Below are 26,158 nucleotides of genomic sequence, written 5' to 3'. Positions count from 1 at the left end.
GCGCACATACGACCTTTTAAATGAACACACCATCAACTTCTCTCTCTTAGCTTGTTATACAGGAGCAAAATAAGCTTACGAATATTCACAAAGATAAATTTCGGAAATAAACTTTTTTTAATTTTTTATTCGATAGGGTTCGACAAACCTCGGAAATTTCATCTGGTACATTGGTATTGGAAATCTGAAATCTCGTCCAGTTCATGAGGATAAAATCACTATGACAATATATGTCAAGATTACAACGGACTATTTTGTGCACTATTCCTGAATTAATACGTACAGAAAGGTGTGGAGTGGGATGCTGGTTTGTTTGTATACGAATATCGAGGGAATTAAGGTATACCGTGAAGGAAAGAGAGAGATGGTTGCTTATACGGATCCTTCAGAAGAGTTTAATATTCAAGTACAGGTGTCGCCTCGTGACATCCGTTCCGAAGAAAGTGTAGGAGGGAACCAGTATAAACTGTTAGTGAAAAGTGTTAGATAGAATCATAAGCTCATTATACACGCATTCGTGTCAGTTTCTCTTTACGAAGAGTTAAGTAGTATATATACGTCACAAAGAAAATAATGATGCATAGGAGTTTACTTCGATGAGTTCGGTTGCCGATATCCAAGAAGCCAATGGCGATATTATTTTAAAAAATCCATCAAAGTTTCAACAGCTTCGTAAATATCGTCAACGATTCACCATTTTAAGACTTAAATAAGATATTGGATAAAGTAACCCATAATACGATTAATGTTGAACAAAAGGCACCGACCAGATGGTCAGTGCCTTTTGCTCTTTATGGAGACGAGGGGAGGCGAACCCCTGTCCGATGATAACGCCCCATAGACCTCTACAGGTGTGGTCACAAGCTTGAGGTCGCCCGAGCAGCGGCATTCGGTTCGATATCGATACTTTTGGTGAGATTTGGCTCGTAGAACAGTGTGATGTCCGCCCATATTTCATGAACAATGTCAACGAGGGATGGGTCAAATTGGGAGCTCTTGCATTTTTCTAGCTCCATACGCACATATTCCATTCCCAAAGCATTTCTATAGGATCGATTGGAACACATCGCATCAATAGAATCCGCAACGCAAAGTACTCTTGCGATTAAAGGGATCCCTTCTCCTCTAAGACCGTACGGATAACCTTTGCCATCAAAACGCTCGTGATGATGCAACACCCCCATAACGATCTGTCCGTATATATTCAAATTATTACACAATTGGGCCCCCGAGGTGGTATGGGTTTTCATTATTTCGTATTCTTCGTTGGTTAAGCGACTCGTTTTAAGCAGAATTGTATCCGAGATGGATAATTTCCCAACATCGTGAATGAGCCCACAGTTATATACGAGCTGAGCATCCAATTCAGGAAGTCTATCCGCTATCAACCGAGCCAAGTAAGCCACCCTCTCTGAATGGCCCTGAGTATATGGGTCGCGCGCTTCGACGCTTTGTGACAGCGTAAGGATGGTTTGCAAATACTTGGCTTCCAACATATTCCGCGAACGAACATCTTTTGAAACAAAATATATAATAAAGACCAGTATAAAAAATACCGTAAGCACATCTAATAAGATTACTATCTGAATATTGGTTTGGGCCGAGTCAAATAAAAAAAGTATAGCCAATGCAACATTTAGGGCTAGTGAGCTAACCGACGCAAATAAATAAATCGATTTATTTTGAAATAGCAAGGAGAACACAGGCACCAGCACAAATACCCCTGCTAAAGCCCATTCCTGTAACAAGGTAAAGATTAAAGAAACTATCATTAAAGCGTTGGCCACGAGGATATAGGGGCTAACCTTTGGAGAAAAATAACGGGTTAGCACAGAAGGCAGGAAGCCTATTAACATAATAATCACTAGTGCAAAATAATGCTTGGCAGGATACACCCAAATGTGTCGTAAAGATAAAATCATTAGACCGAAGTAAACAGAAATTTGACCAATAATTATTAGCCTCTGGGTGCGGTCGTTGTTGACGGTGATATCAGTCATGAAAACCTCTTAGAATTTTTAACTCAATTATAACGGCTTAGGTTATTATTGAGAATCGGTTTCTCAGTAAAGCCCTATTAAAAAAACTTTAAAATTGGCAGCAGGGAAGATAGTCGTATCCAATTCAATTTGTTACCTAAGCTAATTAGATATTGCGGTACATGTCAATTCTTTCGCCTTTCCCCCTCCGTTTAGATCGATGCTCCGTTGGTTGCCATTTAATTGGCTTTAGCGTTGATGAAGACGACGCATCCCCCTGCCATTAGCCCCCAAACATTAAGATCCAAATCATAAGTAAAGCCAATTAAAGCATTAAAGAGTTTAGATGTAAAGCTGTCACAATACTTGGGATTATATGTTCACGAATATGCTGAAGCATTTTCAGAGTGGAAGAGTGAGACTAGGTAGAATTCCCACTGGAACACTTTAATCTGCTTTTAATGTTTTCATGGTAGTATATTTTACGGTAGGTTCGAAATATCAAGACCTAATATTACAAGATTTTCCATTCACTACTAATTCAATTCTTTTTTTCATTGTTTAGAACCATATGTGAGGGTACACAGACCAATCGTTTTTTGTAGCAAGTGGAAATCCATACGATTCAAGTGTTTCGGTTGACCAGAATAACAAAATCCTTGGCGATACATGGCTTGGATAAACGTTAGCGTTAGTAAATTGATTCCGTTTCACACACTTCGAAACCCGTCCCCTGTGCATCAGACATAACCCTATCTGTAATTCAGTTTACCTATATTTCAACCTGTCGGGAATGAGATAATGTTCTTGTCAAAATCGGGAATGAGATAATGTTCTTGTCATTTGGATTTGACAAGAACTTTATCCCATAAAACAAAAAGCCGCGATTTTCGCAGCCTATAATGATGTAATGTTCTTGTCACCCGACAGCTCGGTTCCCGACTTCGATGTCTTTTCTCATGTTTCTTGCATTAAAGATTCTTTTTGAAAAACTCAAAAGCCTTATTACCCGCAAACGAATGTCCATGGGAATGAATATCCGCTACGAGTTTATCGGAAGCTTCAGCTGCAGCATATATTTTCTGTACACCCTCATATCCTTTAAGCAGATCCTGAATAAAAAAACACTCATCGTAAATGCCCATATCCACCAGCAGCGGCCGCGGAGCAATTAGTCCAGCAATATCGTGTGTGTCAAAATATTTGTAAATTTCGGGTACGATTTGCGAACCGCAAAAATTACCGCGTGCAATCCCAAACTCTGCAAAAGGATTAATATATCCCATCACATTAGCCGCTTTAATTCTCGGTTCAATCGCCGTTGTAAAGGCTGTCATTGTCCCTCCGTAACTCAATCCCATCATACCGATGCGCTCAGGATCGATTTCCGACCTCGTTTCTAGATAATCAATGCAACATTTGATGTCCCAAATATTCAACGTTTGTGGATAAATCCCAAGGATCGAGCCTTTTATGTAATTAATATTGCAGGCATCTACTCTACCGGAAGTGTCATTACGCTCTCCAAATCCTCTTAACTCTGGTACAATTACTAGAAAACCTGCCTTGGCCATTTGTTCTCCGAAATTATAATTCATTAAAGCAATTTGATGGTCATGCTCTGGTGTGGAACGAATACCTGCGACAGGGTCTTTACCTAAATTTACAGGATGTCCATTACAACAAATGATTGCCGCATTGCTGCGATCGTTCTTCATTGTAATTGGCCGCAGCAGCACACATGGTACAGAAGCAAATTCCTCCGAATCAAAGATAATCCGTTCTCGAATTAGATCCCCGTCTTCAATGGAATATTCAACTTCAGCCATGAGATCCACCTTCTGGGGGAACTCGCCAAGTAATGACTTGAGTTGTTTCGTTGCGTTCGATTTCCAATTTTCCCAATCCTCTTTACTCTCACCTTGAAAAGTGCAAAGCGGTGACCATTCCTTCGCTTTTTCATTCCAATATGCTCTCGATGAAAAATGTCTATTTGCCATTTTGATGTTCCTCCTCATTCGCCCTTTAAGCCAGTTGTTGCTATCCCCTGCATCAAATGCTTTTGGGCGTCCACCGATTCCAGCAGAACAGGCGATAAATAGGGAGCTTTCTCCGGAATCGGAATTTCACATAGAAATCGATACACTCCCTATCAACAGTTAATTGAGTAAGACGGCCTGTTCATCCGCTTCAATGGCAGCCTTGCTGGCTGAAAATAAATCTTCATGTGAAATGCTGCTTGGTTTGCCTTGGATCCGCAGCAAAAAGTCTTCGACTACCGAAACCGCGGGTGTAATCAGCTCTACCCGATGAAAATGGTCTTCGCCCGTCATGCAGAACATCAATTCCTCCATCTCCACGGATGGATCGCCGAACAACCGAAGCTCCGCGCTGCCTTTAGTACCGGAAACGAAAATTCGGCAATCCCCGAACGCCCAGCACGTATCCGGTGTATGCCAATCCGTGTACAGCTGAGCCAAAACATTGCCTTCCATGAGTACACCCGCGGTGGCCGTATCGTAAAACTGCGGATATTCCGGCAGAATATTTTTTGCCATGCAGCTGTTAATCCTGCGCACTTCCTTCCCGGTCAGCCATCTCAGCAAATCGAAATCGTGGATCAGCAGGTCAACAATGATGCCCCCATTCTGTTCCTTGGAAAAATGCCACGGGTGCCGCTTTGCCGGAGATAAACGATGAGGCTTGCGCATCGTAATGCTGACGATATCTCCTAAATAGCCTTTATCAATTTTTTGCTTCAATGTGACGATAGACTTTCTTTCCCGGGACGTAAGCTGCATGCCTACTTGAATTTTCCCGCGGTTGAAAACCGCCTCTAGACGGTTAAGACCTTGTCTCGATGTGACGATCGGTTTATCCAGCATAATGTGTTTTCCATATTCTTCACACTTTTCAATCACATCGATCTTTTCATTGTTTATCGCCGAAGACCCGACGATGCTGACATTAGATTTGAGCATCGCTTCCAGATCAGAAACAATCGGTATTGAAAATTTTTCAGATAATGCTTGTGCCAGAGAAGGTTCGTCCGCCTCATAGATTCCTTTGCACATATAACCTAATTCGAACATCTCCTTAATAAATTCCACGATATGTCCGTGACGGCAACCGATAATGCAAAATTCGTTGCTTTGCACCGCTTTCCCCCCTTATCCTTTCAAACCGCTTGTGCTGATGCCTTCGACAATATATTTTTGGAATAAGAAAAAGACGAGCACTACGGGCACAAGCGACATGGTGGACATCGCAAACATGCCACCCCAGTTACTAGTCGAATCGGCGTCGAGAAACAGCTTGAGGGCGAGCGACACCGGGTATAGCTGCGGCTTGTTTAAATAAAGCAGCGGAGTGATGAAATCGTCCCATCGCCAATAGAACGAGAAAATCGTGGCCGTCACCAGCGCTGGTACAATGAGCGGAACAATGATGCGGAAAAAGATCGAGATTTTGCTGCAGCCGTCCATTTTTGCCGCCTCATCCATCTCCGAAGGGATCGTCCGAATAAACTGCATGATCAGGAAAATAAAGAACGGCATCCCGAAAAAGCTCGGAACGATCACCGGCTTAAATGAGGACACCCAGCCCAGCTTGGAAAACATGACATACTGAGGAATGATCGTCACGTCGTGCGGTAGCATTAAGGTCATCATCACGCAGCTGAACCAGAACGATCTCCCCCAAAATGGAATCCGAGCCAGCCCATAGGCCACCAACGCCGATGACACGACTGCACCGATTGTAGAGATGATTACGATAATAAATGAGTTTTTGAAAAAGACGGTGAAGCTGTTGTTTCCGAAACCTTTCCACCCGCTGACATAGTTACTGAATTCCAATCGGCTGGGGATCAAGCTATAAGCAGTGGAGAACACCTCGCTGCTCGGCTTCAAAGAACTGACGGCGAGCCACAGGATCGGGTAAATCATCACTAAGGCAAAGAGGCTGATGATGAAATGCTTCGTAATAGCCCTGGCTGAGATGATTGGCATGCTACCCCTCCCCTTTCGCTTCGTAGTGCACCCAATACTTCGACGATTTGAAGATCGCGAACGTAATTGCCGCGACGATCAGCAGCATGACCCAAGCCATGGCCGAAGCATAGCCCATCTCAAAAAAGGCAAACGCTCTCCGATACAAATACAACGAGTACAGCAGCGTATTATCGAGAGGACCGCCCTCGCCCCGGGAAATGACATAGGCCGGAGTAAACGTCATGAACGCCGAGATCGTCTGCATGATCAGATTGAACAAGATGATCGGACTGAGCAGAGGCAGCGTAATGTGGAAAAATCGGTACCATCGCGTCGCTCCGTCCACGCTGGCGGCTTCATAGTAGGACGTGGGAATATTTTTCAAGCCGGCTAAAAAGATCAGCATGGAGGACCCAAACTGCCAAACCGAAAGCGCGATCAAGGTCCACAGCGCCGTACCCGGACTCCCGATCCATGAAGTTGACGTATGAATGCCGATCAGCCCCAAGAGGGAATTGAGCAGCCCTTTATCCCCGAACACTTGAATCCACATGATCGATACCGCCACACTGCCTCCGATTAGCGATGGCAAGTAATAGGTGGAACGGTAAAACCCAACCCCACGGGTTGTCGTATTCAGCAGCATGGCCACAAACAGCGCAAACACCAGACGGAGTGGAACGCTGGTAAACACATACGTAAACGTCACTTGAAGCGACTTGGCCAATTTTTCGTCATCGAGGACAATCTTCTGGTAGTTGTTAAGACCGATCCAATGGGGTGCATCGAACAAATTATAGTCCGTGAAGGAGTAATAGAAGGAGGATAAGATAGGATACAACGTAAAAATCAGAAATCCGAGCACAAACGGCGAGATGAACAAATAGCCGACCAAATGGTTATTGTCACGCAGCTTCATTGAATAGGTTTCCCCCTTTACTAAAAAAGAGTATAAATGAACCAGAACAGCGCCGATTGACGCTGTCCTGATCCGGATTCTCGTGCTGAGGGCTATTTTTTGTTTTTGGCCAAAATGGCGTTGGAATCCTTGAAGAACTTAGCAGATGCATCGGCAGGCGAGATTTTGTTGTACAAAATTTGCTGGCTGGTATCCGTCAGCAGCTTCGAGACCTCCACCGCGCCTATCGGGTCAATCGGGTTATCGGATTTGGTTTGCGTGCCTGCCCAGGCCACGTAGTCTACGACTTTTTGATCTGCCGGGCTCAGCAGCGGCTTAATCGCATCCTGCACCTTCGTAGAAATCGGCACCCCGCGCTCGCCCTTCATAATTTTGTTCGCTTCAATGTCATTGATCATGAAGTTCACGAAGCTGATGGCTTCTTCTTTGTTTTTGGAATTCTTCGAGACCGATAGCCCTTGGCTTGACTGGAGGAACAGCCCCTTGTCGATGTTCGGTCCCGGCGGCGGTGCGATTTCAAGCGGACGTTTGGCAATTGCCGAATCCGCGGAGAACAGATTGGACCAGGTGAACGTTGTCCCCGCGTTGCCCAGGACTAGCTCGTCGTCCTCCGGCACGCCCTTCTTCTGGGCTTGCTTATCGAGCGAGAGCAGGTACCCGTTGTTGTACATGCGCTGTAGGCGGGTGTAGTAATCGGTGTACAGCTTCGTGTCGGTATAGCCCAGCGCGGTTCCGTCCGGGCGGAACAAATTTCCTCCATTGGAGCGCAAATAGAAGGACAAGTAATTGCGGTCGTCAATGTTGGCGGCGACCAGCTTACCCTTCGCCTTCAGCTTCGCACCGATCGCTTCCAAATCGTCCCATGTCCAGTTGTTTGATGGCAGCGTAGCTCCGGCATCCTTGATCATCTGCGGATCGTAGGCCACCGCAAGGGCATTCACGCCTAGCGTAAGCTGATACTGCTTGCCGTTATATTGGCCGACCTTCAGATAGCTATCAGAGATTGAGCTCTTGTCGATCGTGCCCTTTTGCAGGTAAGGACCGAGATCCTCCAGTTGACCTCTGTCGCCGAATTGGCTGATGTAGGCCACGCTCATCTGGATCACGTCGGGCAGATCGTTAGCTGCCGCTTGCGGTACAAGCTTTTTCCAATAGTCGTCAAAGGCGGCGTACTCGGCTTCGATCTTCACATTCGGATGCGCCTTTTCGTACATGTCGATCATTTTCAGCGTGTAATCGTGACGCGATTGACCGCCCCACCAGGCGACGCGCAGCTTGATTGGGTCTTTGCTTTTGCTGGTGTCTGCCTGTGCCGTCTGTGTCGGTTTTGCCGGCTGCGGTGTTCCGGTAGCACCCGTGGAAGCCGGAGCGCTTGGAGTGGAGCTGCAGCCGATCAGTGCGGTCATGAGGAGTGAAGTCAGGGTAAACGAAAACGTTTTTCTCATCGAGAAACCCTCCCTATTTTTTTACTAAATCACTTATGAGAATCGATTGACCTTCCCGCATCGACTTGTTGGCAGCAAACCCAATTGCATTGGACATCGCTCCATCCCAGGAGCTCGCTTGCTGTTGCAGCGGATCCTCCAGATTGCCTCGGAACAGCATCTTCAGCAGCCGTTCGTCTCCCCCGCCATGTGCACCTAAGGCTAAAGGCACCTTATAGGTTATTTCTTCCTCCACGCGGTTGTACACCTTGAGCCGGTTAATGTCTTCCCCTGCAAAAGGTCCGACTCGGCCATGGTACGTTTCAACCTCCATTCGGCCCTCCGTTCCGTTAATTGCTAGTCGGAAGCCTTCCAGCGGGGAATGCGCTGTCAGCGAATAGCTCATCAGTGCCCCTCCGGCATATTTCACCTGCAGGCTCACCGAATCCTCGATATCAATCTCCTCCGAGAAGACGCATTGATCGCGGTAATAGCCATCCACATCTTCGCAGTCGAGGTACAGCTCTTTGAGAGATCCCTTGTTGATGTCAAAGTAAAATTCACAGCTGCTTTTGTAGCTACAGGTCAAACATCGCGTCCCTCGCTCCTCTCGCGTTGGGCCGTAATAGCGCAGCGAACCGAAGGCGGATACCTGAACCGGCTCCTCTTCCAGCAGCCAGTTGATGAAGTCAAAATGATGCGTCGACTTATGCAGCAGCAGTCCGCCGGAGTTTTCCTTCTTGCGATGCCAGCGCCGGAAGTAGTCTGCTCCATGATCCGTATCCAGGAACCATTCGAAGTGGACACTTAATATCTGTCCAATCGTCTTCTGCTGGAGCAGTTCTTTGATGCGGGCGGCAAAGGGTCTATACCTCATATTGAACGTGACGGTCACTTTGCGGCCTGTCCGCTGCTCCGCTTCCAGAATGGCATTGCATTTGTCCTCGTCGATGGTCATCGGCTTCTCCGAGATGACGTCACAGCCCATCTCCATCGCCTTAATGATGTACTCATGATGGTACCGGTCGATCGTGGTTACAATCACAATATCTGGCTTGGCTTCCCGAACCATTTGCTCAAAGCTGTCGTAGACCGGAAATTCCCCGCGGCATTTTTGCTGCAATAGCTGAGCCCGCTTGTAATTGATATCGTAGACACCGACAATTCGGGCCACGTCTTGAAACTGAGTGCTGAGCGGAAGCGCGAACATGGATGTACATCGGCTGCCTGCACCGACAATCGCATAGGTTTTCATGGTTTGGGCTTCATCCCTTTTAATTGGAGTATTCATACACCGTTTCACCGTTTGATACCGTTACGAGAATCGTCCAGCTTCCATCCGGGTGCTGATCGTAGATGATTAGATCCGCCGGAGAGCCGGGCTGAATCGTACCAATGCCTTCCTGATCCAGTCCTAACAGCTCGGCCGGATGCTTGGTTGCCATCGTAATAGCTTCGCCCAGCGAGGCGATCCCCGATACCGCCACCTTCTGAATGCCAAGATGCAATGGCGTGGCCGAGCCGGCCAAAATATCCGGCGTGCTCGCCAGATGCAGGAAGCCGTTGTCCTCCAAAATCACATCGTCGTTAATATGCGTCGTGTACCTGCCGGGAGGCATTCCTGCTAGGTTGACCGCATCGCTGGTTAGAATTGCCTTGGATCCTTTGGTGCGAATCATCACTTTCAGCGTGGACATCGGCAAGTGAAAGCCGTCCGGGATCAATCCTGCCCATAGTCGATCTTCCGCCAGCTGTGCCCAAATGTAATTAGGATGCCGTTTAATATACGGGTGCGCGCCGTTGCCCAGGTGAGTGCTCATCGTTGCACCGGCGCGGACGGCTGCTTGAATGTGCTCCTCCGAAGCTGCCGTATGACCGATCGAAGCAACGATTCCCAACTGGTGCAATCGCTCGATAAAGGCGATGGCCCCGGGCTTTTCCGGTGCTAAGGTGACTTTGCATATCCGTCCTTGAGCGGCTTCATGCCACTCCAGAAATTCTTCCCAATCCGGATCCCGCACCCACTTGAGATTATGCGCTCCGCGGGGTCCGTCCTCCGAGGCAATAAACGGCCCTTCGACATGAATCCCGATGACCGCATGAGCTACCTTCGGATCCACATCACAAGCATTCGCAATCGTTCGAATACAGTGCAGCATTCGCTCCTTCGAACCGGTGACGACCGTGGGACAAAACCGGGTTACGCCTCCGCGATGGAGCACCTCAACGACCTTCTTCACCGTCTCGATGGTCAAGTCCGTATCATTCAAATCGTATCCGCCGATACCGTTAAGCTGCACGTCGATTAAACCCGGAGCAATCCAGCGCTGTGCCGGTTGATCCGTTTCCTGTACGGTCTGTACACTACCGTCCTGAGCTGTGACCATAATGGCCTGTCCAGTAAGCCAGTGCTTTCCGATCCATGTCTTATTAATGCGCCTCAATCCTTTCCAATGAAGGATACCGCTTCGGAAGCGGATAGCTCGTCCAGCAATAATGTGAAGTTAGGATGTTTTTTTAAAATGGTCGCGGGGATTTGATTAGTTACATCGTTTGTGAAAAAATCATGAATGGCTTTGGCTTTCACCTTATGCGGAACGCAAGACAAAATGACTTCACTTTGCATGATTTGGTGAACGGTCATCGTGATGGCCTGCTTCGGAACATCATTCAACGTGGCGAACCAGCCCTCTCCAACCTGCTGCCGTTTGCAGGCTTCATCCAAATCTACAACAACGTATGCTTCCTTCGTATCAAAATCAGCTGGCGGATCATTGAAAGCAATATGCGCGTTCTCTCCGATTCCGATTAGCGCAAGGTCGATCGGCTCCTTGCGTATTTCGCTCGCCAAAGCAGCTATATTTTCGTCCAGATTCCCTTCACCGTTAACGTAATGAGCCTTTTGCAGCGGGATCAGGCCGACAAATCGGTCCTTTAGATATTTGCGAAAGCTGGCCGGATGCGCTTCGGAAAGGTTCACATACTCATCCAGATGAAACATTTCCACTTTGCTCCAATCGACATCTTCCTGCGCAAGCGCTTTTAACGTTTCAAACTGTGAGGCACCAGTAGATAACACCAAACGTGCCTTTCCTTTTTCCTCGATCCGATTATTAAGTACCTTAGCAGCAATTTTTGCCGCCTCTGCTCCAAGCTCAGCCGCGTTTTTCAGTATCTTTACATTCATCCTTATGTTCTCCTTCCGCATTTTGCTCTAATAGAAATCGATTTCTAGAAACGATGGCAATTATTCCAGCCTATTTACATTCATCCTTATGTTCTCCTCCGCATTTTGCTCTAATAGAAATCGGTTTCTAGAAACCGATTTCTAGAAACGATGGCAATTATTCCAGCCTAGCAACGGAATTTCTCGCTATTAAAATTGGCTGTAGCATGACTTCTTTTTGGTTGGTATCGTCGCCGTTCAAAAGTGCCATTAGCTTGCTGCAGGCCAGTCGGCCCATTTCGTATTTTGGTAGATCCACGGTGGTAAGTGCAGGCGTCAGCATCTGAGATAGCTCAATATTATCGAAACCGACGACCGAGACCTCGCCTGGGACGTGAAGCCCTTGTTCATTCAGCTCGTTAATGACGCCTGCAGCCGTAAGATCGTTGCAGGTTATTATGGCCGTAGGCAGATCCTTCATTTTTAAAAGATTACGGGTCAGCTGTTTTCCGTTGTTAAATTCAAACGCGCTGTCGTAATTTAGATTTTCGCAGGCTTTGGATAATTGAATCCATTCTTTTTTAAGCGGCGTAAGCCCCGCTTCCCGGAGCGCGTCCTGATACCCTCGATACAAATTGAGTCTGGTTGGGCGGTCTAACGCGGCGCTAATAAATGCGATTTTTTTGTGGCCCTGTTCAATCAAATGACGGCATGCCAGAGCGCTTCCTTTCCGATAATCGAATTCAATCTGATATACATGACGATTATCAATTTTTTGATCGATGGAAATGATGTTCAAACCTTTGGCCAAATAACCGGCAAGCCAGCCCTTTTTGCGTGATATCGAGGATAAAATGATTCCCTTTACCTGTTTTTCGAGCAGTGTTTGCAAATATTCAGCTTCCAGGTCAGGGTTTTGGTGTGAATTGCACAGCAGCACCTGGTAGCCATTGCTCCTGGCGATTTCCTCGATTCCCAAAACAACATCGGCATAAAACGGGTTGCTAATCGAAGGAATGATGACGCCAATGGACATGGTGTTATTTTTTTTCAGCTGTCTGCCCAGCATGTTCGGGGTATAGCCCATTTCTTTTGCGACCGCTTTAATTTTTTGGCTCAATTTGGCGCTGACCGGATATTCGCTGTTACTAAGAACGCGGGACACCGTCGCGGGTGAAGCGTTTACATTTTGGGCGATGTCGTAAATAGTAATTGGTTTATCGCTCATATAATCACCTCTGTTTACGGCTTCGGATCCCCCCTAGCTGTGCAGTCCAGGGGCGCGATGGCTGCTCCCTGTTGAATTACTACTGAAATCGCTCTTTTGTCTATGATTGTGAGAGGCTACTCAAACTAGTAAATCTCCTCCCAAATACATCTTCAAGTAAAACTAGTTTAGCTCAAAGCACTTGAAAAACATGTCACATCATGTAAGATCAAAATTAAATTATAATCAATTTTACATCATAATTTTACATAATTAGACGGTGCTGGGATGCCCTTTGCATGATATTTAGAACCATCGGCTATCCTCAATATATATTCTTGTCTAATCTCGGCAAACGATGTATGTTCTTGTCCTGGGAAAAGACAAGAACATATTTATCTATAAAAAGAAAAAGCCCAGATTTCAACAGGCAGCCTAAGACCGGCTGCCTGTTCGTCATGATCGTATCCGTTAGCTTAATCCCGTGATTGAAAATCGCCTTCTGAAGTATATCCAACAAAAAATTCCGGAGAACACCAATGAAATAATCGGGTCTACTATCCACGTAATAAGCTGTATGATAATAACCTCACCTTCAAGTTCAGTAATAAGTTTCTTCACTAAGTAAAAATCAAATACGAATGCCAAAATGAACCATATGAGGATACTTACACCTATGAAAATCATCAGTTTGGTTACCTCTTTTATAGTGCTCAATCCCTTTCTAACGATTATATGATGTCATTAGTCCTCTTCGATAAACCTTATAAAATCTAATCATTCCACATTCTTGTTACTTCTTTTAATTCTAAGTCCTCGAATTGCATTTTATAGATATCTGGTTTCTTTAATTGATTCAAAAACTCCAAGCCAAAAGCTGGATCAAAATGATTCATCATCAATGTCATTACAAGACCATGAGTCCCGATTGCTATTTTCTTCCCTATGTGCTCTTTTAATATGGGGTTTAGAACCGAGATTGCTCTTTTCTGACTATCAGCATTAGACTCTCTCGGCAAGGAATAATAAGGGTCATTTAAACTCCCTATGAGCATTTTCAATAATATAAGATGCAAAATGACGTTCTCTAAGATTTTTAAATACTTTTTAACTTTAAGTGCTTGGCCAATCCCTCAACACTAAGAATTGTTCGGGTATAAGGACTAGATATATAATTATAAAAAATTAAAGGCTGTTTATAGATTACCGCAGCTAAAGCATACTTGTTTTCTGCTTGATCCATGCAAATCGAATTGTTTGCCAGTAGTCCAAACGCCGCGCTATCGTACCGAGCTTAAAATTTCTTTCAGAAAATTAAAAAGAGTCGAGCTCTTATGGTGAGTGAGTTCGACTCTTATGGACCATTTATGAGAGGCCTTCCATCCATCCTAAATATCGGATTGCATTGGATGCGCCCAAGGCGCGGCGCTGCTCAGAGGAAATATCGGACTGATCCACCTGCAGTGCTGTGGCTTCAAAGGTCTGTATAGGATAGCACGAGCCAAAGGTGAAGCTGCGGGCGCCGCCATTAGCGCAAAGCCAAAGCACGATTCCGATCGGGCCGTTGCAGTACCACAAGTCAAAGTACAGCTGATCGATATCCACACCGTCAGGCAATTGACGCAGCACCCTCTTTTAATTACAGTTTGTACAGCTTCACTTTGCCGCTGCTGCTTGCATCCAATCAATCCAATCAATGTTTCCGCTAATGTTTTTGTCACTTTCTACATGATAAGAACTTGATATCATTTCCGATTCCCCTTTACAAACAAAAAACATTGCGACGATTTTGCTTTGCGATGTTTTTATAGAAAACTGCGTGAAGGAGAATTTTTAGCATCCATCTTTTAACGCTATGATTTTTCACACGATACTGCGACGGTGTTTTCTCATAGTTGTATCCGGATTTGATTCCATTTTTTCAATGCTTAGAATGGGAAGAACTTTTGTTCCGCGAACCATCTCTGAGTCGCACAATGCACAATTGGGAACTTTATTGAACGAAAAGTCTTCACGGACCCATCCCTTGCATTCTTCTTTAATACATATCCAAACTGAAGTCTCTTGTTCTTGAACTGGTGGTTTATTAAACTGTCCCTTCAACAACCTTCCCTCCTTTTAATACTGATACTACTAAGATATGCTGCTGGTGCTTGAAAAAGTGATGTTTCCACTTTTCCTCATTTCATAATTAATGATCTTAGTTTAGACCTATGGAACCTTAGAAAACATTCACGCAAAACAGAAATCGGCTCGGTCGCAGAACATGCGAACACGAGCCGATATTTTTCAATACGAATTCAAAAATACCCAAATAATCATTAACTATTACTGAGAAACACGAGTAGCTTTTGGAAATGAAATCTCAAATAAACTCCCCTTATTAATTTCACTTTCTACATGTATTGATCCATTCATCGCCTTAATAAGGCTAAAGGCTACCATAGTACCGAGACCAGTACCTTTTTCCTTCGTTGAATAGTAAGGAGTACCAAGCCTTTGAATCTGTTTTTCTGTCATGCCACAGCCCGTATCCTGGATTCGTATCACCACGGATTCTCGGACCATTAGAGCGGCTATATCCACTCTTCCATTTGATGAAGCCTCAATACTATTTTTGATAAGGTTGATTAGACTCTGACGGAGTTGCTGGCTGTCACCAAGGATTGATTGATCGATGTCCGAAACAAACGTTAACGTTACTTGTAGCATATTTGCATAAGGGGTCAAAACGACAATAACATGCTGCAGTTCCATTGACATATCAAGGCAGGCCATTTTGGCAATTTGGGGTTTTGCAAATGTTAGATAATCAGAAATTATATTTATAGCTGTATTTAGTTCATTAATCGCTAATTCGGACAAATTTTCACGCTTCTCCAGAGGCAACTCTTTCTCTTTAAACAGTTGTAATAACCCCTTAACTGTCGTTAAGGGATTTCTGATTTCGTGAGATACACTAGCCGCAATTTGACTAATCACTCTCATTTTTTCAATCTCTTGAAGTTCCTTTTGCATTCTGAAATGACTGCTAACAAACTCCACGAGGTAGACTGTTACACATATCGCGAGGAACTCAATAATTCTGTACGAAATCATTATTAAAGTTTGTTTGTAGTTGATATTGCCCAAGAAAAACCAAATAATTTTCATCGATATTGGGATAAGTGCAGTAGATACAATAAGCGCTCTAAATAGTTTCGCGGAGCTATTCAAACGTTCTTTGGTCGAGAAGATCACAAGGCTTAAGTAGGTACAACTAGCCACTAGCACCGCGATGTAGACACCATCCCCACCAATCATAAAACGGTACACTATGAGAATTGCAAAAAGTACTCCCCCTACCCATGGACCACCATATATTATGCCTAGCACAAGAGGAATAAGCCTAAAATCAAAAAGATAGCCATCTTCAAACTGATAAGGAAAAGACAGACATAATAATAATGCAGTGCTTAAAAATAGGGACAATACAATTTTCGAGAATTTCTCAATTTTGTAACCAAATCTCATCCAAAAAACAAAATATAAAATTAATGGAATACATATAAACACAAAATTCCCCATGATGATTTGAAACCATTGCGCCAATATGCTCTCCACCTTTGAATTTGCTTTATATGTATAATAACATTCAACTTTTATGTTCTACTACCATTAAATTCTAATAAATTCTAAATGTTATGACAGCCTTTGAGGCGGCAACCCCCCATATTTTTCTCCATTTAATTCATCACGTCCAGACGGTTCAAGATGGAATAAGTGTTACCAATATGGTATTCGTAGAGGTGGACATCATCTTTTCTTAGAGAATAAGAAATAACCCCTTGGAGCGAGTAGTATCCAAGGGGTTCGTTATCATTTATAGAGGCGTAAAACCCACTCTCTTCAGTTGTGGGATATAAGCCGCCTTCTTCGAATTTTGCAAACACACGTTCCCTATCTGTGATATAATAAATCATGGAGGTGAAGTAGAGGTTGAGACTCACGTATAAATATAGATTGTATCTAACCAAAGAACAGAGCAGTACATTCAATTCACACTCGAACGATGCCCCCTGCTGTATAACCGGTTGCTCGAAGAACGCATCATTGCATACAAAACGGAAGGTAACAGCCTGAACTACTATGATCAATCCAATACGTTAAAAGAGCGAAGGCAACATATTCCCGCACTCAAACAGGTATACTCCCAAGTGCTACTAGACATTGCAAAACGCTTACATAAAGCTTTTCAAGCCTTCTTTCGACGAGCGAAATCGGGTGAGAAACCGGGATTTCCGCGCTTCAAGCCTCAGCAGCGGTATATATAACCGCATCAATGTCCAATCTGGAAACGACTGCGGACGTACGAACTAGTTCAGAATCCCACTGCATTAGCCGTGTGGAATGTCAACCACTATTCTTCATTTCTTGCATGTCCCGATTGATAGATTAATATACCAGCCTATGATATAATTCTTGAAGCATCGAAAAGTGTGCTCTCATGGGTGTTGGCTCCTCCGAAAGGAGGCGAGCCAGTGGAGACAAAAGACGTAGCAACGATTGTCATAGGAGCTGTAACCCTTACGATTCTGTTCGTCAATCTAATGATCACGTTGATCACAACGTTCCATAAAAAGAAATAGACCGCCCCACTCGGAAAAGTGACGGTCCATTCTCACCCAAAACGAGCTAGCCCCCTTGAAGGGCGACTATTGATGCGGCCCGGTTCCTGTTAGCGCAGGTCCGGGTCTTTTAGTCTTCTCAAGGGATCTACTCTTTATACATTCATTATACCCCAATCGGTTCAAATTTCAACTTAGTATGTTTCCGCAGCGATCGCCTTGCCACTGATCGAGTCTTTAACACAACATCCGGACTTTTGGCGGCTTTCAGGAATGATATAATGTTCTTGTCATTTATGTTATATAGTTCTTTTCAGCCAACACCTTAATTTCTAAAAAATCAACACCTTAATTTCTAAAAAATAAGATGGAATATAATTACTGCCATTACCTATGATACTTGATAATAACAGCCTGATCCTATTTATATCTGTTAAACGTAAATATTCATTTGCCCATTCAATCAATGAATCAATTACGCCTCAAGGGTTATTGGTTCATTTAAAAAGACATAATCTCCTTGGAGTACAAAGGGCGCGGTTCCGTTTTCCAATCTTGTCACCTTCTGTCTAATTCCTCACGATAAGGTGGCAACATAACCCGCAGACTGGTTCAGATGGCTGAACAGCAGTTGCAGGGATATTCAACAATACGATAAAAGCCTGCTATCCCTAGGTTGATGGCAGGCTTTTATCGTATTGTTTTTAGCTTAAACTATGTTTGTTAAATTTGCTCGAATTTACGTACTCTAACTTTTGCTTTTTAGATATTAATCCCCCTAAAACAGCCGATGGAGTCGCCAATATTTGTATTCTTAATACATAAGCCTCGCATTACACTCGGTTAAAATCATCCGGATCCGCGAATAAACGCTGGTCCGTGTTGAGCGAGTTAATCTTTGTCATATCCTCAGGCGAAAGCTCAAAATCAAAGACATTCGCATTCTCCTCAATGCGGTGAGGCTTCGTCGACTTCGGAATGGTAACGACTCCCGTTTGCAAATCCCAACGGATAATGATTTGCGCTACTGATTTGTTGTACTTGTTGGCGATCTCGACCAAGGTTGGATCCTCAAGCAGGCCGCCTTGCGCTAATGGAGACCATGCTTCAAGCTGAATTTCGTGTTTTTTGCAGAATGCATGCAGTTCGCGTTGATTAAACCGTGGATGGTATTCCACTTGGTTTACCATCGGTACAATTTCGCATTGATTCATTACTTCTTCAAGATGATGAATCTTGAAGTTGCTTACGCCAATAGCACGAACACGCCCGTCTTTATAAAGCTTCTCAAGCGCTTTCCAAGTCTCTACATATTTACCAACCGCCGGAGCAGCCCAGTGGATCAAATAAAGATCCAGGTAATCTAACCCCAGTTTCTTCATGCTAGTGTCGAAAGCCGCCAAAGTAGATTCGTATCCTTGGTCCGCGTTCCAGACCTTCGTCGTAATAAAAAGTTCTTCACGTGGTACGTTGGATTCTTTGATTCCTTTGCCTACGCCATCCTCATTGCGATAAATCGCAGCAGTGTCAATGCTCCTATAACCGACTTCCAACGCAGCCTTAACAGAGTTGACGGCTTCCTCTCCGTCTTGCACTTTGAAAACACCTAAACCAATCCAAGGCATTTTGACACCATTATGTAGTGTAGTACTGCTTTTCAGATTCTTAAACATTATCCTGTCTCCTCCTTCATCTGTATCGCCTCTCAAAATGATTCGCTCCTCCATTATCTGCTTCCAATTAACAGATCCTTGCTGTGAAAGATCAGTACCGCCGGAAATTATAAATTTCGTTGATCTGCACAGTTGTCTTGGTTTGAGTAACCGTAATCAAGCCTCGATGAATGGCTTCGAAAAGTTTTATAACCACTTTTTCCAACGTTTTGCAAAGATTATCGACATAAATGATCAACATATCGCTTTGATCATTTGTTTAAAATGGTTCTAAACACCACATCGGAACAAGCGATTCTTGCTTAGAATCGTTTGATGATACGGATCGGAATTGTTTGCAGAGCTGTTACAGAACTACTGCCAATACTTATTTTGCTACTTTAAGGTTTAATTATCCAAAAAATGTAGATATTGTGTGCAAATCGCAGCCCATCGATTGATAACGGTATGAACCGATTTATGAAATAAATTCTTTGATCACGGAAGTTACTAACCGATGATCTTCCTCTTGAGCCAAACCAGAAACGGCTATAGCCCCGACAATTCCGACATCCTTTATAGCAATCGGGAACGCCCCTCCGCTTGCTGCGTACTCCGAAGGATCGACGAAAAATCTTTCTTGAATATTTTTTTGGATAGACCTAAGGTATGTATAAATATAATGGGAGCTATGCCCGAAACGATAAACTACATTACTTTTTCGTTTCACCCAGATATCATTGTCAGTTGAAGTTTCAGGAAAAGAATAGTGAAATAATTGCTGTCCATTTCTGGAAATATTGATGGTTACATGCTGATTTTCTGCTTTTACTTTTTCAATAATTCTGCAGCCAATCTGAAGGGCCATCTCGTTGGTAAATTTCGAGAATTGCAATTTCTCTTCTTCTTCCAATAGACCAGCTAATTGCTGAGCATAATCGGTCATTGTCCTTCTCCTCCTATGTCCATTATACAAGGCAAGGCACGATTAAATCGGCATAGGCTCGCCTTTAAAATTAATGAAAAAATGCTCGGCTGGAATCTCCGTTTTCGATTCTACGATATCCATAATGTTTCGTGCGTTTTCTCGCGGATCACCAGGAGCTTTATCCCCTCCCATATCGGTTCTGATCCATCCCGGATGAAGCGCAAATACACGTGTTCCGATTCCTTGCTTCTTTACGAGAGCTCTCAATTGTTTGGAAAACATGTTTAATGCTGTTTTGGAGATGGCATAGGGATAATCGCCACCATAAGCATTGGTCAAGCTTCCCGCTTCTGAAGAAATATTGATCACAACTCCTGAATTGTTTTTTGGCACAAGCGGCAGCAAATGCTTGGCGACCATAATCGGCCCAAACAAATTAATCTGGAAAGTTCGTACCACATCATCCATCGATAAGTCCTCTAGCGGAACACCTCTGCCAAGCAAAACCCCGGCATTATTAATGATTGCCTCCAGCACCTGGCCTTGTGCTTTGATATTTTCTGCCAAACGGGCAATCGTATCTTCTTTGGTAACATCCAGCTCTACGACCTCGATCTGTCCGGGGTAACGTCCCATTAATTCCAGCAGCTGCCCTTCTGGGCGTGAGGAACGGACTCCGGCTATAACCTTATGGCCTCTCTCTACAGCTTGGACCGTTAATTCATAGCCAAGACCGCGGTTCGTACCCGTTATCAAAATATTCATTATTGTACACTCTCCTGGGAATTATCGTTATAATCGCATTCACGAATGATGCTCAATTTATGACATCGTTGCCTTAAGGAAAAAGCGTCCAGGAATTTAACACCCTTGACGCTTTTTGGTTCTGAACGGCTCCTCCAAATCATCTATAGCTACCCGCAGCAATACTGTACCGAACTGCGCAGTAGCTCCAGCGTTCCTTCATGCAACAGTCCTTCCTTGTTATGCGCGGGGGTTAAACAGCAAATTTTTCCTTGCCCGTAGCTGTGATACCAACCACCAATGGAATGTCCGTCAACCGAATCCGATTTTAGAAAAATGTTCGTATTGGCTTCGTCACAAAATACGAAGTAATGCTCATCCAAAATTTCAAAAGCTACCTCGCGGGAAGGATCCGTCGGAAGCACGCCTGAATAGCTAACCATTTGATGCTTGGTCGGATGATATTCGAAATATCCTCTCAGCATTTTGATAAATGCGGAATCTGGTGGGTAGGAAGCCAGTCCCGAATGCCAGGTAAGAAAGCCTCCGCCCTCTTCCACAAAACGGCATATCGCTTCGGATATCTCTTCCGTTAACCAATGCCGAATCTTCTCATCTTTGGGATTAAGCCGGTCTTCCTTAAACAAGACGACCGCAGCGGGCTTGCTTTGCAATCGCTGTGTCAAATTTTCTTCCGATATGTATTCCAACTGATACTGGCCGCCATCCACCATAGGTTTTAGCGCCTGGTTCAAAGACTCTCGAACATTTTCACTGACATGATAATAATCTCCGACAATCGCGTATACGGTTTTCACAGGACTCATGCCCGTTCCTCCTTCGGCATAACCGGCGTATCCTTGGGCTTGCCCAGCTCCTGTAGGCCAAGCGTAACCCCAAGCTTCTCGATCGAATCGAAGTAGCAATATCGTCCGCTTCCATATTCACCCTTATGTGTCAATGGAAATCCTTTGCTTTCGACAAAATCGATATGCTGTTCAAAGCCGGAAATTGTAAAAGTAATGAAATGAACGCCCTGCCCGTACTGCACTTTATATTCGTTCCACGGACCCGGCTCGTCATACGCTTCCAGCAGTTCCACCGTCACGGGCCCCATCTGCATATTGGCCAATTTGACACGGCCCGGGATAAATTTACCACGGTACCAGGTATAGCCGCTCTCCTTATGTTCAGGCACACGGTTCAAATCGGGTATGCGAATTTTCGGCATCTCCATGCCAAACAGTTCGGCATAGTGTTTGGCCGCCGCTTCAATGTCGCCTACAACAATACCGATTTTCACTAAATTACGATTCTCAATGTGCTCCATATTTCCCGCAGCTCCTCTACGTATCATTCGGAATAATTACTTCTTGTCATTCTCCAGTAGTTCCACAATGACCTTCAACTGCTCGAACGTATCGATATAGGCGTATCTTCCGCCCGTATATTCGCCTTTCTGCAGCAGTGGCATTTGATTACGGTCAAGGGTCATGACCTTATCTTTCATTCCTTCGATACGAAATGCGATATGATGCGGACCTTCGCCATGCTCGTTCAAATATTCCCGCCAGGTGCTCGGATGTTCGTCAGGCTCAATTAGTTCCAATTGTAGAGAACCCATTTTGAAGAATGCCAGCTTGGCTCTCGCCTCCGTTCGTTTCCCTCTATATTCAGTTTGTGCTTTATCTACCACGTCCGTGATCTGCCAGCCCGGATTTTCTACACCGAAAAAGTCTGCATAAACCTGAGACGTCTTCTCGATATCATGAACCAAAATCCCGATTTGCGCGATAACGTTTGTACCCAGCAAGTTTTTTTCCATGTTGTTAATCTCCTTTGAATGTTTTTTATTTATAAACAGGGATATAAAGGAAAGGAAAACCCCATTTATGAAAGTGATAAATAATACATCATCCTTTTACAGAGCCCAGCAGCATCCCTTGGTTGAAATGTTTTTGGAGGAATGGGTAGACAACTAGCAGCGGAATTGCAGTAAAGACTACTGCCGCCATTCTAACGGCCGGACTGAATTCCAGACCTTCTATCGCTGGTCCCATATTTTCGGTCGGTTGAATCAGCATCTGTCTAAGGAACACCTGCAGCGGCATTTTTTCGACAGAAGTCAAGTACAATAAGGCGCCAAAATAGGAGTTCCAATAATCCACGGTGTAAAAGAGCGTAAAAGTTGCCAAGACCGGCTTGGAAAGCGGAAGCACGATCTTCCAAAGTAAACCGAATTCGGAGCAGCCGTCTATCCTGGCCGACTCTTCAATTTCGGAAGGGAAATTTTGAAACGAGCTGCGAATCACAATCAAATTAAAGGGGGCAATTGCGCCTGTCAAAAACAGGGCCCAAAAGCTGTCAATCAGGTTTAAGCCTCTGACTAGCAGGTAGAGTGGGATAATGCCTCCACTAAACAGCATCGTAAATAAGACCATGAAATTCACAACTTTACGGCCTTTGAGCCAGCTTTTGGAAAGCGAGTAAGCCATTAAGGTAGTAATCACCATGCTGATCGATGTGCCCACTACAGCGATGATGGCCGAGTTTTTAAAGGAGGTAAGGAAGTTCTTATTTACCATCAAATATTGATAGGCATTCGTAGTCCAAGTATGCGGTATCAGGAAAAAGCCTCGCGTATAGATTTCCTGCTTAGTAGCAAAAGAGGCAAGTACAACGTACAAAAATGGGATGAGCACAATGACTAAGATAAGAACCAGAAAAGAATAGACGATCGTCTGGTAAATCGGATCATTTCCCCTGAAATCATGTGCTTTCATCTCAGTAAACCCCTTCCTCGCCGAACTTTTTAGCAACACGGTTCACAAATAAAATCAAGCTTAATCCGATAACGGATTTAAAAAGTCCGACCGTCGTCGTGTAGCTGAAATCGCCTTGCACAATTCCCATCCGGTATACGTACGTATCGAATACGTCAGAGATTTGCAAATTCGTCGGATTTTGCATTAAGAGAATGTGCTCGAAGCTGGTATCCATTAAGTAGCCAACCCGTAGAATGAATAAGATCACGATTGTAGTTCTTAGGCCCGGCAGCGTGATATGCCACAATTGCCGCCAGCGGCTGGCGCCGTCAACAACGGCCGCTTCGTATAAGGTAGGATCAATGGACGCAAGTGCTGCGAAAAAGATAACCGCACTCCATCCGGCTTCTTTCCAAATGCTTTGTGATACGTAAACCCAGCGGAAGTATTGGCTATCGGTTAGCAACTCAAGCGGGGAGAAGCCCCAATTGACCAGCATCTTGTTAATACCGCCCTCTTGAACCGAGAACAATAGTATAGTGAGACTGACAACGATAACCCAGGATAAGAAATGGGGAACATAGACAATGGTCTGTATGAATTTGCGGAACAATACCAACCTGGCTTCATTCAGCAGCAAGGCAAGGACGATTGGCGCAGGGAAAAACAGTACTAAATTCAGGCAGCTTAACAATAAGGTATTGCTAAAGAGCCTAAGGAAATCTTGCTCCGCAAACAGTCTTCGAAAATTATCCAAGCCAACCCAATCACTTTTCAGAAATCCGTCAAAAGGGTCGAACTGTTGAAAAGCGATCACGATCCCTGCCATCGGGATGTATTTAAAAACAATAAAATAAAGCAGTCCTGGAAAAAGCATCAGATAGAGTGGTATGCCCCGTTTCCAAATGCGAATATTTCTTTGGCGCTCAGTCAATACAGGTGCTTTTTGTTCCATTCCCTTAACTGTTATCGCTTCCATAAAGCATTGTCCTTTCCTGAATGTTATGTATAAGTTAACTATATTCCTATCGAGAAATAATGTAATGATCACTTTTTACGATTTCCGTTCAAATCTTGTTGTCTTCTTGCCCTGCAGATGGAACTGATAAGAAAACCCGCAGACATTTGGGCGTCGCGGGTTTCTTTGTTTCATTAAGCGTATTTCCGCTTATTTGGTAAGCTTATATTGCTCGTTCATTTCTTCAATAATTTTGTTTCCGCCGTCTTTCTTCCAGGCTTCTACGGCTGCTTCGATCGCATCAACAGGCTTCTTGCCCATTATGATGGCTACCATCTCGCCCATCATCTTTTGGTCCAAGGAAGCTCCAGACTTGGTGAGGGTTTCTGAGTAGAGCCCTGCTCCTTTGTCCTTGACCAAGTACTTCTTGTTTTCCTCGAACAAAGCTTTAACCTTCTTCGGTTTTTCCTGATCCTCCCAAGGTCTGACCGTGTTAAACGGATCAAACTTGTGGAAGAACCAGAAGTTGATCAGCATGGGACGGTCGGGCTCAAAGGCAGGGAGCATTTCCCACTTGTCACCGGTTTTCTTGTAATGAATGTTTTCTACGCCGTATGTAATCAGGTTGTGTCCTTCTTCTGTAACCATATAATCCATCAGCGCCAGAATGCGTTCCTGCTTCTTCTTATCAATCTTGGCATTGATAACAACCTTGTTGGTAGTCGCATAAGTCGTATTTCCTTGACCTGCAGGACCCTTCGGCGGCGCTAACTGAAGTACATCTGCCGTAGGCACGACTTTCTTAAGATTCGGAAGACCGGTGTCGTAAATATTTGTTCCGGGAACATCCGTGAAACCGACCTTGTTAGACTCAAATTTAAAATCCGGATCCTGCTGTTTATTGATGGCGAAGTCTTTATCCAAAAGTCCATCCGCATACATTTTACTCGTGAACGTTAAGAAATCCTTCAATTCCTTCGTTTGAGACTGCCACGGAATGATACCTCCGTCTTTCTCTTTCCAGCCATTAGCTAGTCCAAAGGCGAAACGGAGCGGATCGGCGCCACGGGTAAAGCTTCTGTTATTAGCAATCGCGAAGGAATAGCCCATCGTATCGTCTTTACCATTGCCGTCCGGGTCGTTCTTCGTAAATGCTTTGGCCACATCATAAAATTCGTCGAGCGTTGTCGGCGGCTTTAAGTTAAGCTTCTCCAGCCAATCTTTACGAATGAGCAAGGTTTCTCGGTATTCGGGAGTCCAGTTAGGCAAGCCGTAGATTTTGCCTTTTGGGTTGCCGATGGCTAGCGTTTCCGGATCCATTTCCTTTTGCAGATTCGGAAACTTGCTGAGCAGAGGCGCGATATCTAGAAAAACGCCCTTATCACGCCACTTCAGATATTCGTCTTTATTGATTCTAAATACATCCGGAAACGAGTTGGATGCGGCCATCGTACCCAGTTTTTCTACAAAGTTGTCAGATGGAATCCATTGAATCTTCAGATCAATATTGAGCTTCTTGTTTAATTCGTCAATGACCGGGTGCTTTTCGCCCCAAGCGCCGCCTTCATAGGCGATCGACATCATATTAATGCTGATTTTCTCACTTAGGTCTATACCGGTGCCGTTTGCCGCCGTTTTCGTGTCTGACGATTTGGTCTCCACAGGCTTATCTCCTGCAGATTGCTTCTTTTCGCCACCAGAGCATCCCGCAATTAAGCTGGCGGAGAGTGCAAGCACGACGAACGTTTTCATCCATTGAACCATTCCGCTTTCCCCCTTAAGTCAATGTGAATCTTACATAGTTAAACATAAGGTAA

23 protein-coding genes are annotated in these 26,158 nt (G+C 44.5%); all 23 read right to left on the bottom strand.

Features of this window, described 5'->3' with window-relative positions:
• Positions 1–857: 857 nt before the first annotated feature.
• Positions 858–2,000, bottom strand: coding sequence for an HD-GYP domain-containing protein (locus FPZ49_RS30055; protein WP_144854054.1), 1,143 nt, complete (start codon positions 1,998–2,000; stop codon positions 858–860).
• 950 nt (positions 2,001–2,950) lie between these two features.
• A complete protein-coding gene (locus tag FPZ49_RS30045) occupies positions 2,951–3,979 on the bottom strand; it encodes an alpha/beta hydrolase family protein (protein WP_186446181.1) in 1,029 nt (342 codons plus the stop codon).
• A 159-nt stretch (positions 3,980–4,138) separates the two neighbouring features.
• Positions 4,139–5,137: a Gfo/Idh/MocA family protein gene (locus FPZ49_RS30040; protein WP_261381685.1), complete on the bottom strand. Its 999-nt coding sequence runs from the start codon at positions 5,135–5,137 to the stop codon at positions 4,139–4,141.
• A gap of 12 nt (positions 5,138–5,149) precedes the next feature.
• Positions 5,150–5,989, bottom strand: coding sequence for a carbohydrate ABC transporter permease (locus tag FPZ49_RS30035; RefSeq protein WP_144854052.1), 840 nt, complete (start codon positions 5,987–5,989; stop codon positions 5,150–5,152).
• A 1-nt stretch (position 5,990) separates the two neighbouring features.
• The gene (locus FPZ49_RS30030) at positions 5,991–6,890 is read right to left on the bottom strand and encodes a carbohydrate ABC transporter permease (protein ID WP_144854051.1); all 900 of its coding nucleotides are present in this window, start codon (positions 6,888–6,890) and stop codon (positions 5,991–5,993) included.
• 92 nt (positions 6,891–6,982) lie between these two features.
• Positions 6,983–8,335, bottom strand: a complete 1,353-nt coding sequence (locus FPZ49_RS30025; protein WP_144854050.1) for an ABC transporter substrate-binding protein — start codon at positions 8,333–8,335, stop codon at positions 6,983–6,985.
• A 13-nt stretch (positions 8,336–8,348) separates the two neighbouring features.
• Positions 8,349–9,569: a Gfo/Idh/MocA family protein gene (locus tag FPZ49_RS30020; protein WP_144854049.1), complete on the bottom strand. Its 1,221-nt coding sequence runs from the start codon at positions 9,567–9,569 to the stop codon at positions 8,349–8,351.
• 19 nt (positions 9,570–9,588) lie between these two features.
• Positions 9,589–10,701, bottom strand: a complete 1,113-nt coding sequence (locus FPZ49_RS30015; protein ID WP_144854048.1) for an N-acetylglucosamine-6-phosphate deacetylase — start codon at positions 10,699–10,701, stop codon at positions 9,589–9,591.
• Positions 10,702–10,754: 53 nt separating this feature from the next.
• On the bottom strand, positions 10,755–11,501 hold the full coding sequence (locus FPZ49_RS30010) for a glucosamine-6-phosphate deaminase (protein WP_144854047.1): 747 nt from the start codon (positions 11,499–11,501) through the stop codon (positions 10,755–10,757).
• Positions 11,502–11,658: 157 nt separating this feature from the next.
• Positions 11,659–12,708, bottom strand: coding sequence for a LacI family DNA-binding transcriptional regulator (locus tag FPZ49_RS30005; protein WP_144854046.1), 1,050 nt, complete (start codon positions 12,706–12,708; stop codon positions 11,659–11,661).
• Between the two features lie 752 nt (positions 12,709–13,460).
• Positions 13,461–13,763: a histidine phosphatase family protein gene (locus FPZ49_RS37110; protein WP_261381684.1), complete on the bottom strand. Its 303-nt coding sequence runs from the start codon at positions 13,761–13,763 to the stop codon at positions 13,461–13,463.
• Positions 13,764–14,052: 289 nt separating this feature from the next.
• Complete coding sequence (locus FPZ49_RS29995; RefSeq protein ID WP_144854045.1) at positions 14,053–14,304, bottom strand: hypothetical protein; 252 nt, start codon at positions 14,302–14,304, stop codon at positions 14,053–14,055.
• Between the two features lie 246 nt (positions 14,305–14,550).
• A complete protein-coding gene (locus FPZ49_RS29990; RefSeq protein ID WP_315899214.1) occupies positions 14,551–14,790 on the bottom strand; it encodes a cold-inducible protein YdjO-related protein in 240 nt (79 codons plus the stop codon).
• A gap of 225 nt (positions 14,791–15,015) precedes the next feature.
• Entirely contained in the window at positions 15,016–16,278 is a 1,263-nt protein-coding gene (locus FPZ49_RS29985) for an ATP-binding protein (RefSeq protein WP_144854043.1), read from the bottom strand.
• Between the two features lie 1,849 nt (positions 16,279–18,127).
• Entirely contained in the window at positions 18,128–18,967 is an 840-nt protein-coding gene (locus FPZ49_RS29980; RefSeq protein WP_144854042.1) for an aldo/keto reductase, read from the bottom strand.
• Between the two features lie 457 nt (positions 18,968–19,424).
• Positions 19,425–19,892 (bottom strand): heme-degrading domain-containing protein, encoded by a 468-nt coding sequence (locus FPZ49_RS29975; protein ID WP_144854041.1) that lies wholly within the window; start codon positions 19,890–19,892, stop codon positions 19,425–19,427.
• Between the two features lie 42 nt (positions 19,893–19,934).
• Positions 19,935–20,639, bottom strand: coding sequence for an SDR family oxidoreductase (locus FPZ49_RS29970; protein WP_144854040.1), 705 nt, complete (start codon positions 20,637–20,639; stop codon positions 19,935–19,937).
• Positions 20,640–20,788: 149 nt separating this feature from the next.
• A complete protein-coding gene (locus tag FPZ49_RS29965) occupies positions 20,789–21,445 on the bottom strand; it encodes a ThuA domain-containing protein (protein ID WP_261381683.1) in 657 nt (218 codons plus the stop codon).
• Positions 21,442–21,948: a VOC family protein gene (locus FPZ49_RS29960; RefSeq protein WP_144854039.1), complete on the bottom strand. Its 507-nt coding sequence runs from the start codon at positions 21,946–21,948 to the stop codon at positions 21,442–21,444. The genes FPZ49_RS29965 and FPZ49_RS29960 overlap by 4 nt, the downstream gene beginning before the upstream one ends.
• 36 nt (positions 21,949–21,984) lie before the next feature.
• Positions 21,985–22,443, bottom strand: a complete 459-nt coding sequence (locus FPZ49_RS29955; RefSeq protein ID WP_144854038.1) for a VOC family protein — start codon at positions 22,441–22,443, stop codon at positions 21,985–21,987.
• A gap of 88 nt (positions 22,444–22,531) precedes the next feature.
• Positions 22,532–23,401: a carbohydrate ABC transporter permease gene (locus tag FPZ49_RS29950; RefSeq protein WP_144854037.1), complete on the bottom strand. Its 870-nt coding sequence runs from the start codon at positions 23,399–23,401 to the stop codon at positions 22,532–22,534.
• 1 nt (position 23,402) lies between these two features.
• Positions 23,403–24,362: an ABC transporter permease gene (locus tag FPZ49_RS29945; RefSeq protein ID WP_186446178.1), complete on the bottom strand. Its 960-nt coding sequence runs from the start codon at positions 24,360–24,362 to the stop codon at positions 23,403–23,405.
• Positions 24,363–24,551: 189 nt separating this feature from the next.
• Positions 24,552–26,105: an extracellular solute-binding protein gene (locus tag FPZ49_RS29940; protein ID WP_144854036.1), complete on the bottom strand. Its 1,554-nt coding sequence runs from the start codon at positions 26,103–26,105 to the stop codon at positions 24,552–24,554.
• Positions 26,106–26,158: the final 53 nt, after the last annotated feature.

The sequence above is a fragment of the Paenibacillus cremeus genome (assembly GCF_007786445.1).
Lineage (GTDB): Bacteria > Bacillota > Bacilli > Paenibacillales > NBRC-103111 > Paenibacillus_G > Paenibacillus_G cremeus.
Note: the sequence above shows the minus strand (reverse complement) of the source record. Positions and strands in the feature narration are given on the sequence as shown.

Coding starts and splice junctions, on each gene's coding strand:
- FPZ49_RS29950 (WP_144854037.1), bottom strand. CDS start 23,401: ATGAAAGCACATGATTTCAGGGGAAATGATCCGATTTACCAGACGATC.
- FPZ49_RS29960 (WP_144854039.1), bottom strand. CDS start 21,948: ATGGAGCACATTGAGAATCGTAATTTAGTGAAAATCGGTATTGTTGTA.
- FPZ49_RS30025 (WP_144854050.1), bottom strand. CDS start 8,335: ATGAGAAAAACGTTTTCGTTTACCCTGACTTCACTCCTCATGACCGCA.
- FPZ49_RS29980 (WP_144854042.1), bottom strand. CDS start 18,967: ATGTTTAAGAATCTGAAAAGCAGTACTACACTACATAATGGTGTCAAA.
- FPZ49_RS30010 (WP_144854047.1), bottom strand. CDS start 11,501: ATGAATGTAAAGATACTGAAAAACGCGGCTGAGCTTGGAGCAGAGGCG.
- FPZ49_RS30015 (WP_144854048.1), bottom strand. CDS start 10,701: ATGGTCACAGCTCAGGACGGTAGTGTACAGACCGTACAGGAAACGGAT.
- FPZ49_RS29940 (WP_144854036.1), bottom strand. CDS start 26,105: ATGGTTCAATGGATGAAAACGTTCGTCGTGCTTGCACTCTCCGCCAGC.
- FPZ49_RS30035 (WP_144854052.1), bottom strand. CDS start 5,989: ATGCCAATCATCTCAGCCAGGGCTATTACGAAGCATTTCATCATCAGC.
- FPZ49_RS29975 (WP_144854041.1), bottom strand. CDS start 19,892: ATGACCGATTATGCTCAGCAATTAGCTGGTCTATTGGAAGAAGAAGAG.
- FPZ49_RS29945 (WP_186446178.1), bottom strand. CDS start 24,362: ATGGAAGCGATAACAGTTAAGGGAATGGAACAAAAAGCACCTGTATTG.
- FPZ49_RS30055 (WP_144854054.1), bottom strand. CDS start 2,000: ATGACTGATATCACCGTCAACAACGACCGCACCCAGAGGCTAATAATT.
- FPZ49_RS30020 (WP_144854049.1), bottom strand. CDS start 9,569: ATGAAAACCTATGCGATTGTCGGTGCAGGCAGCCGATGTACATCCATG.
- FPZ49_RS29965 (WP_261381683.1), bottom strand. CDS start 21,445: ATGAGTCCTGTGAAAACCGTATACGCGATTGTCGGAGATTATTATCAT.
- FPZ49_RS29955 (WP_144854038.1), bottom strand. CDS start 22,443: ATGGAAAAAAACTTGCTGGGTACAAACGTTATCGCGCAAATCGGGATT.
- FPZ49_RS30030 (WP_144854051.1), bottom strand. CDS start 6,890: ATGAAGCTGCGTGACAATAACCATTTGGTCGGCTATTTGTTCATCTCG.
- FPZ49_RS30045 (WP_186446181.1), bottom strand. CDS start 3,979: ATGGCAAATAGACATTTTTCATCGAGAGCATATTGGAATGAAAAAGCG.
- FPZ49_RS30005 (WP_144854046.1), bottom strand. CDS start 12,708: ATGAGCGATAAACCAATTACTATTTACGACATCGCCCAAAATGTAAAC.
- FPZ49_RS29970 (WP_144854040.1), bottom strand. CDS start 20,639: ATGAATATTTTGATAACGGGTACGAACCGCGGTCTTGGCTATGAATTA.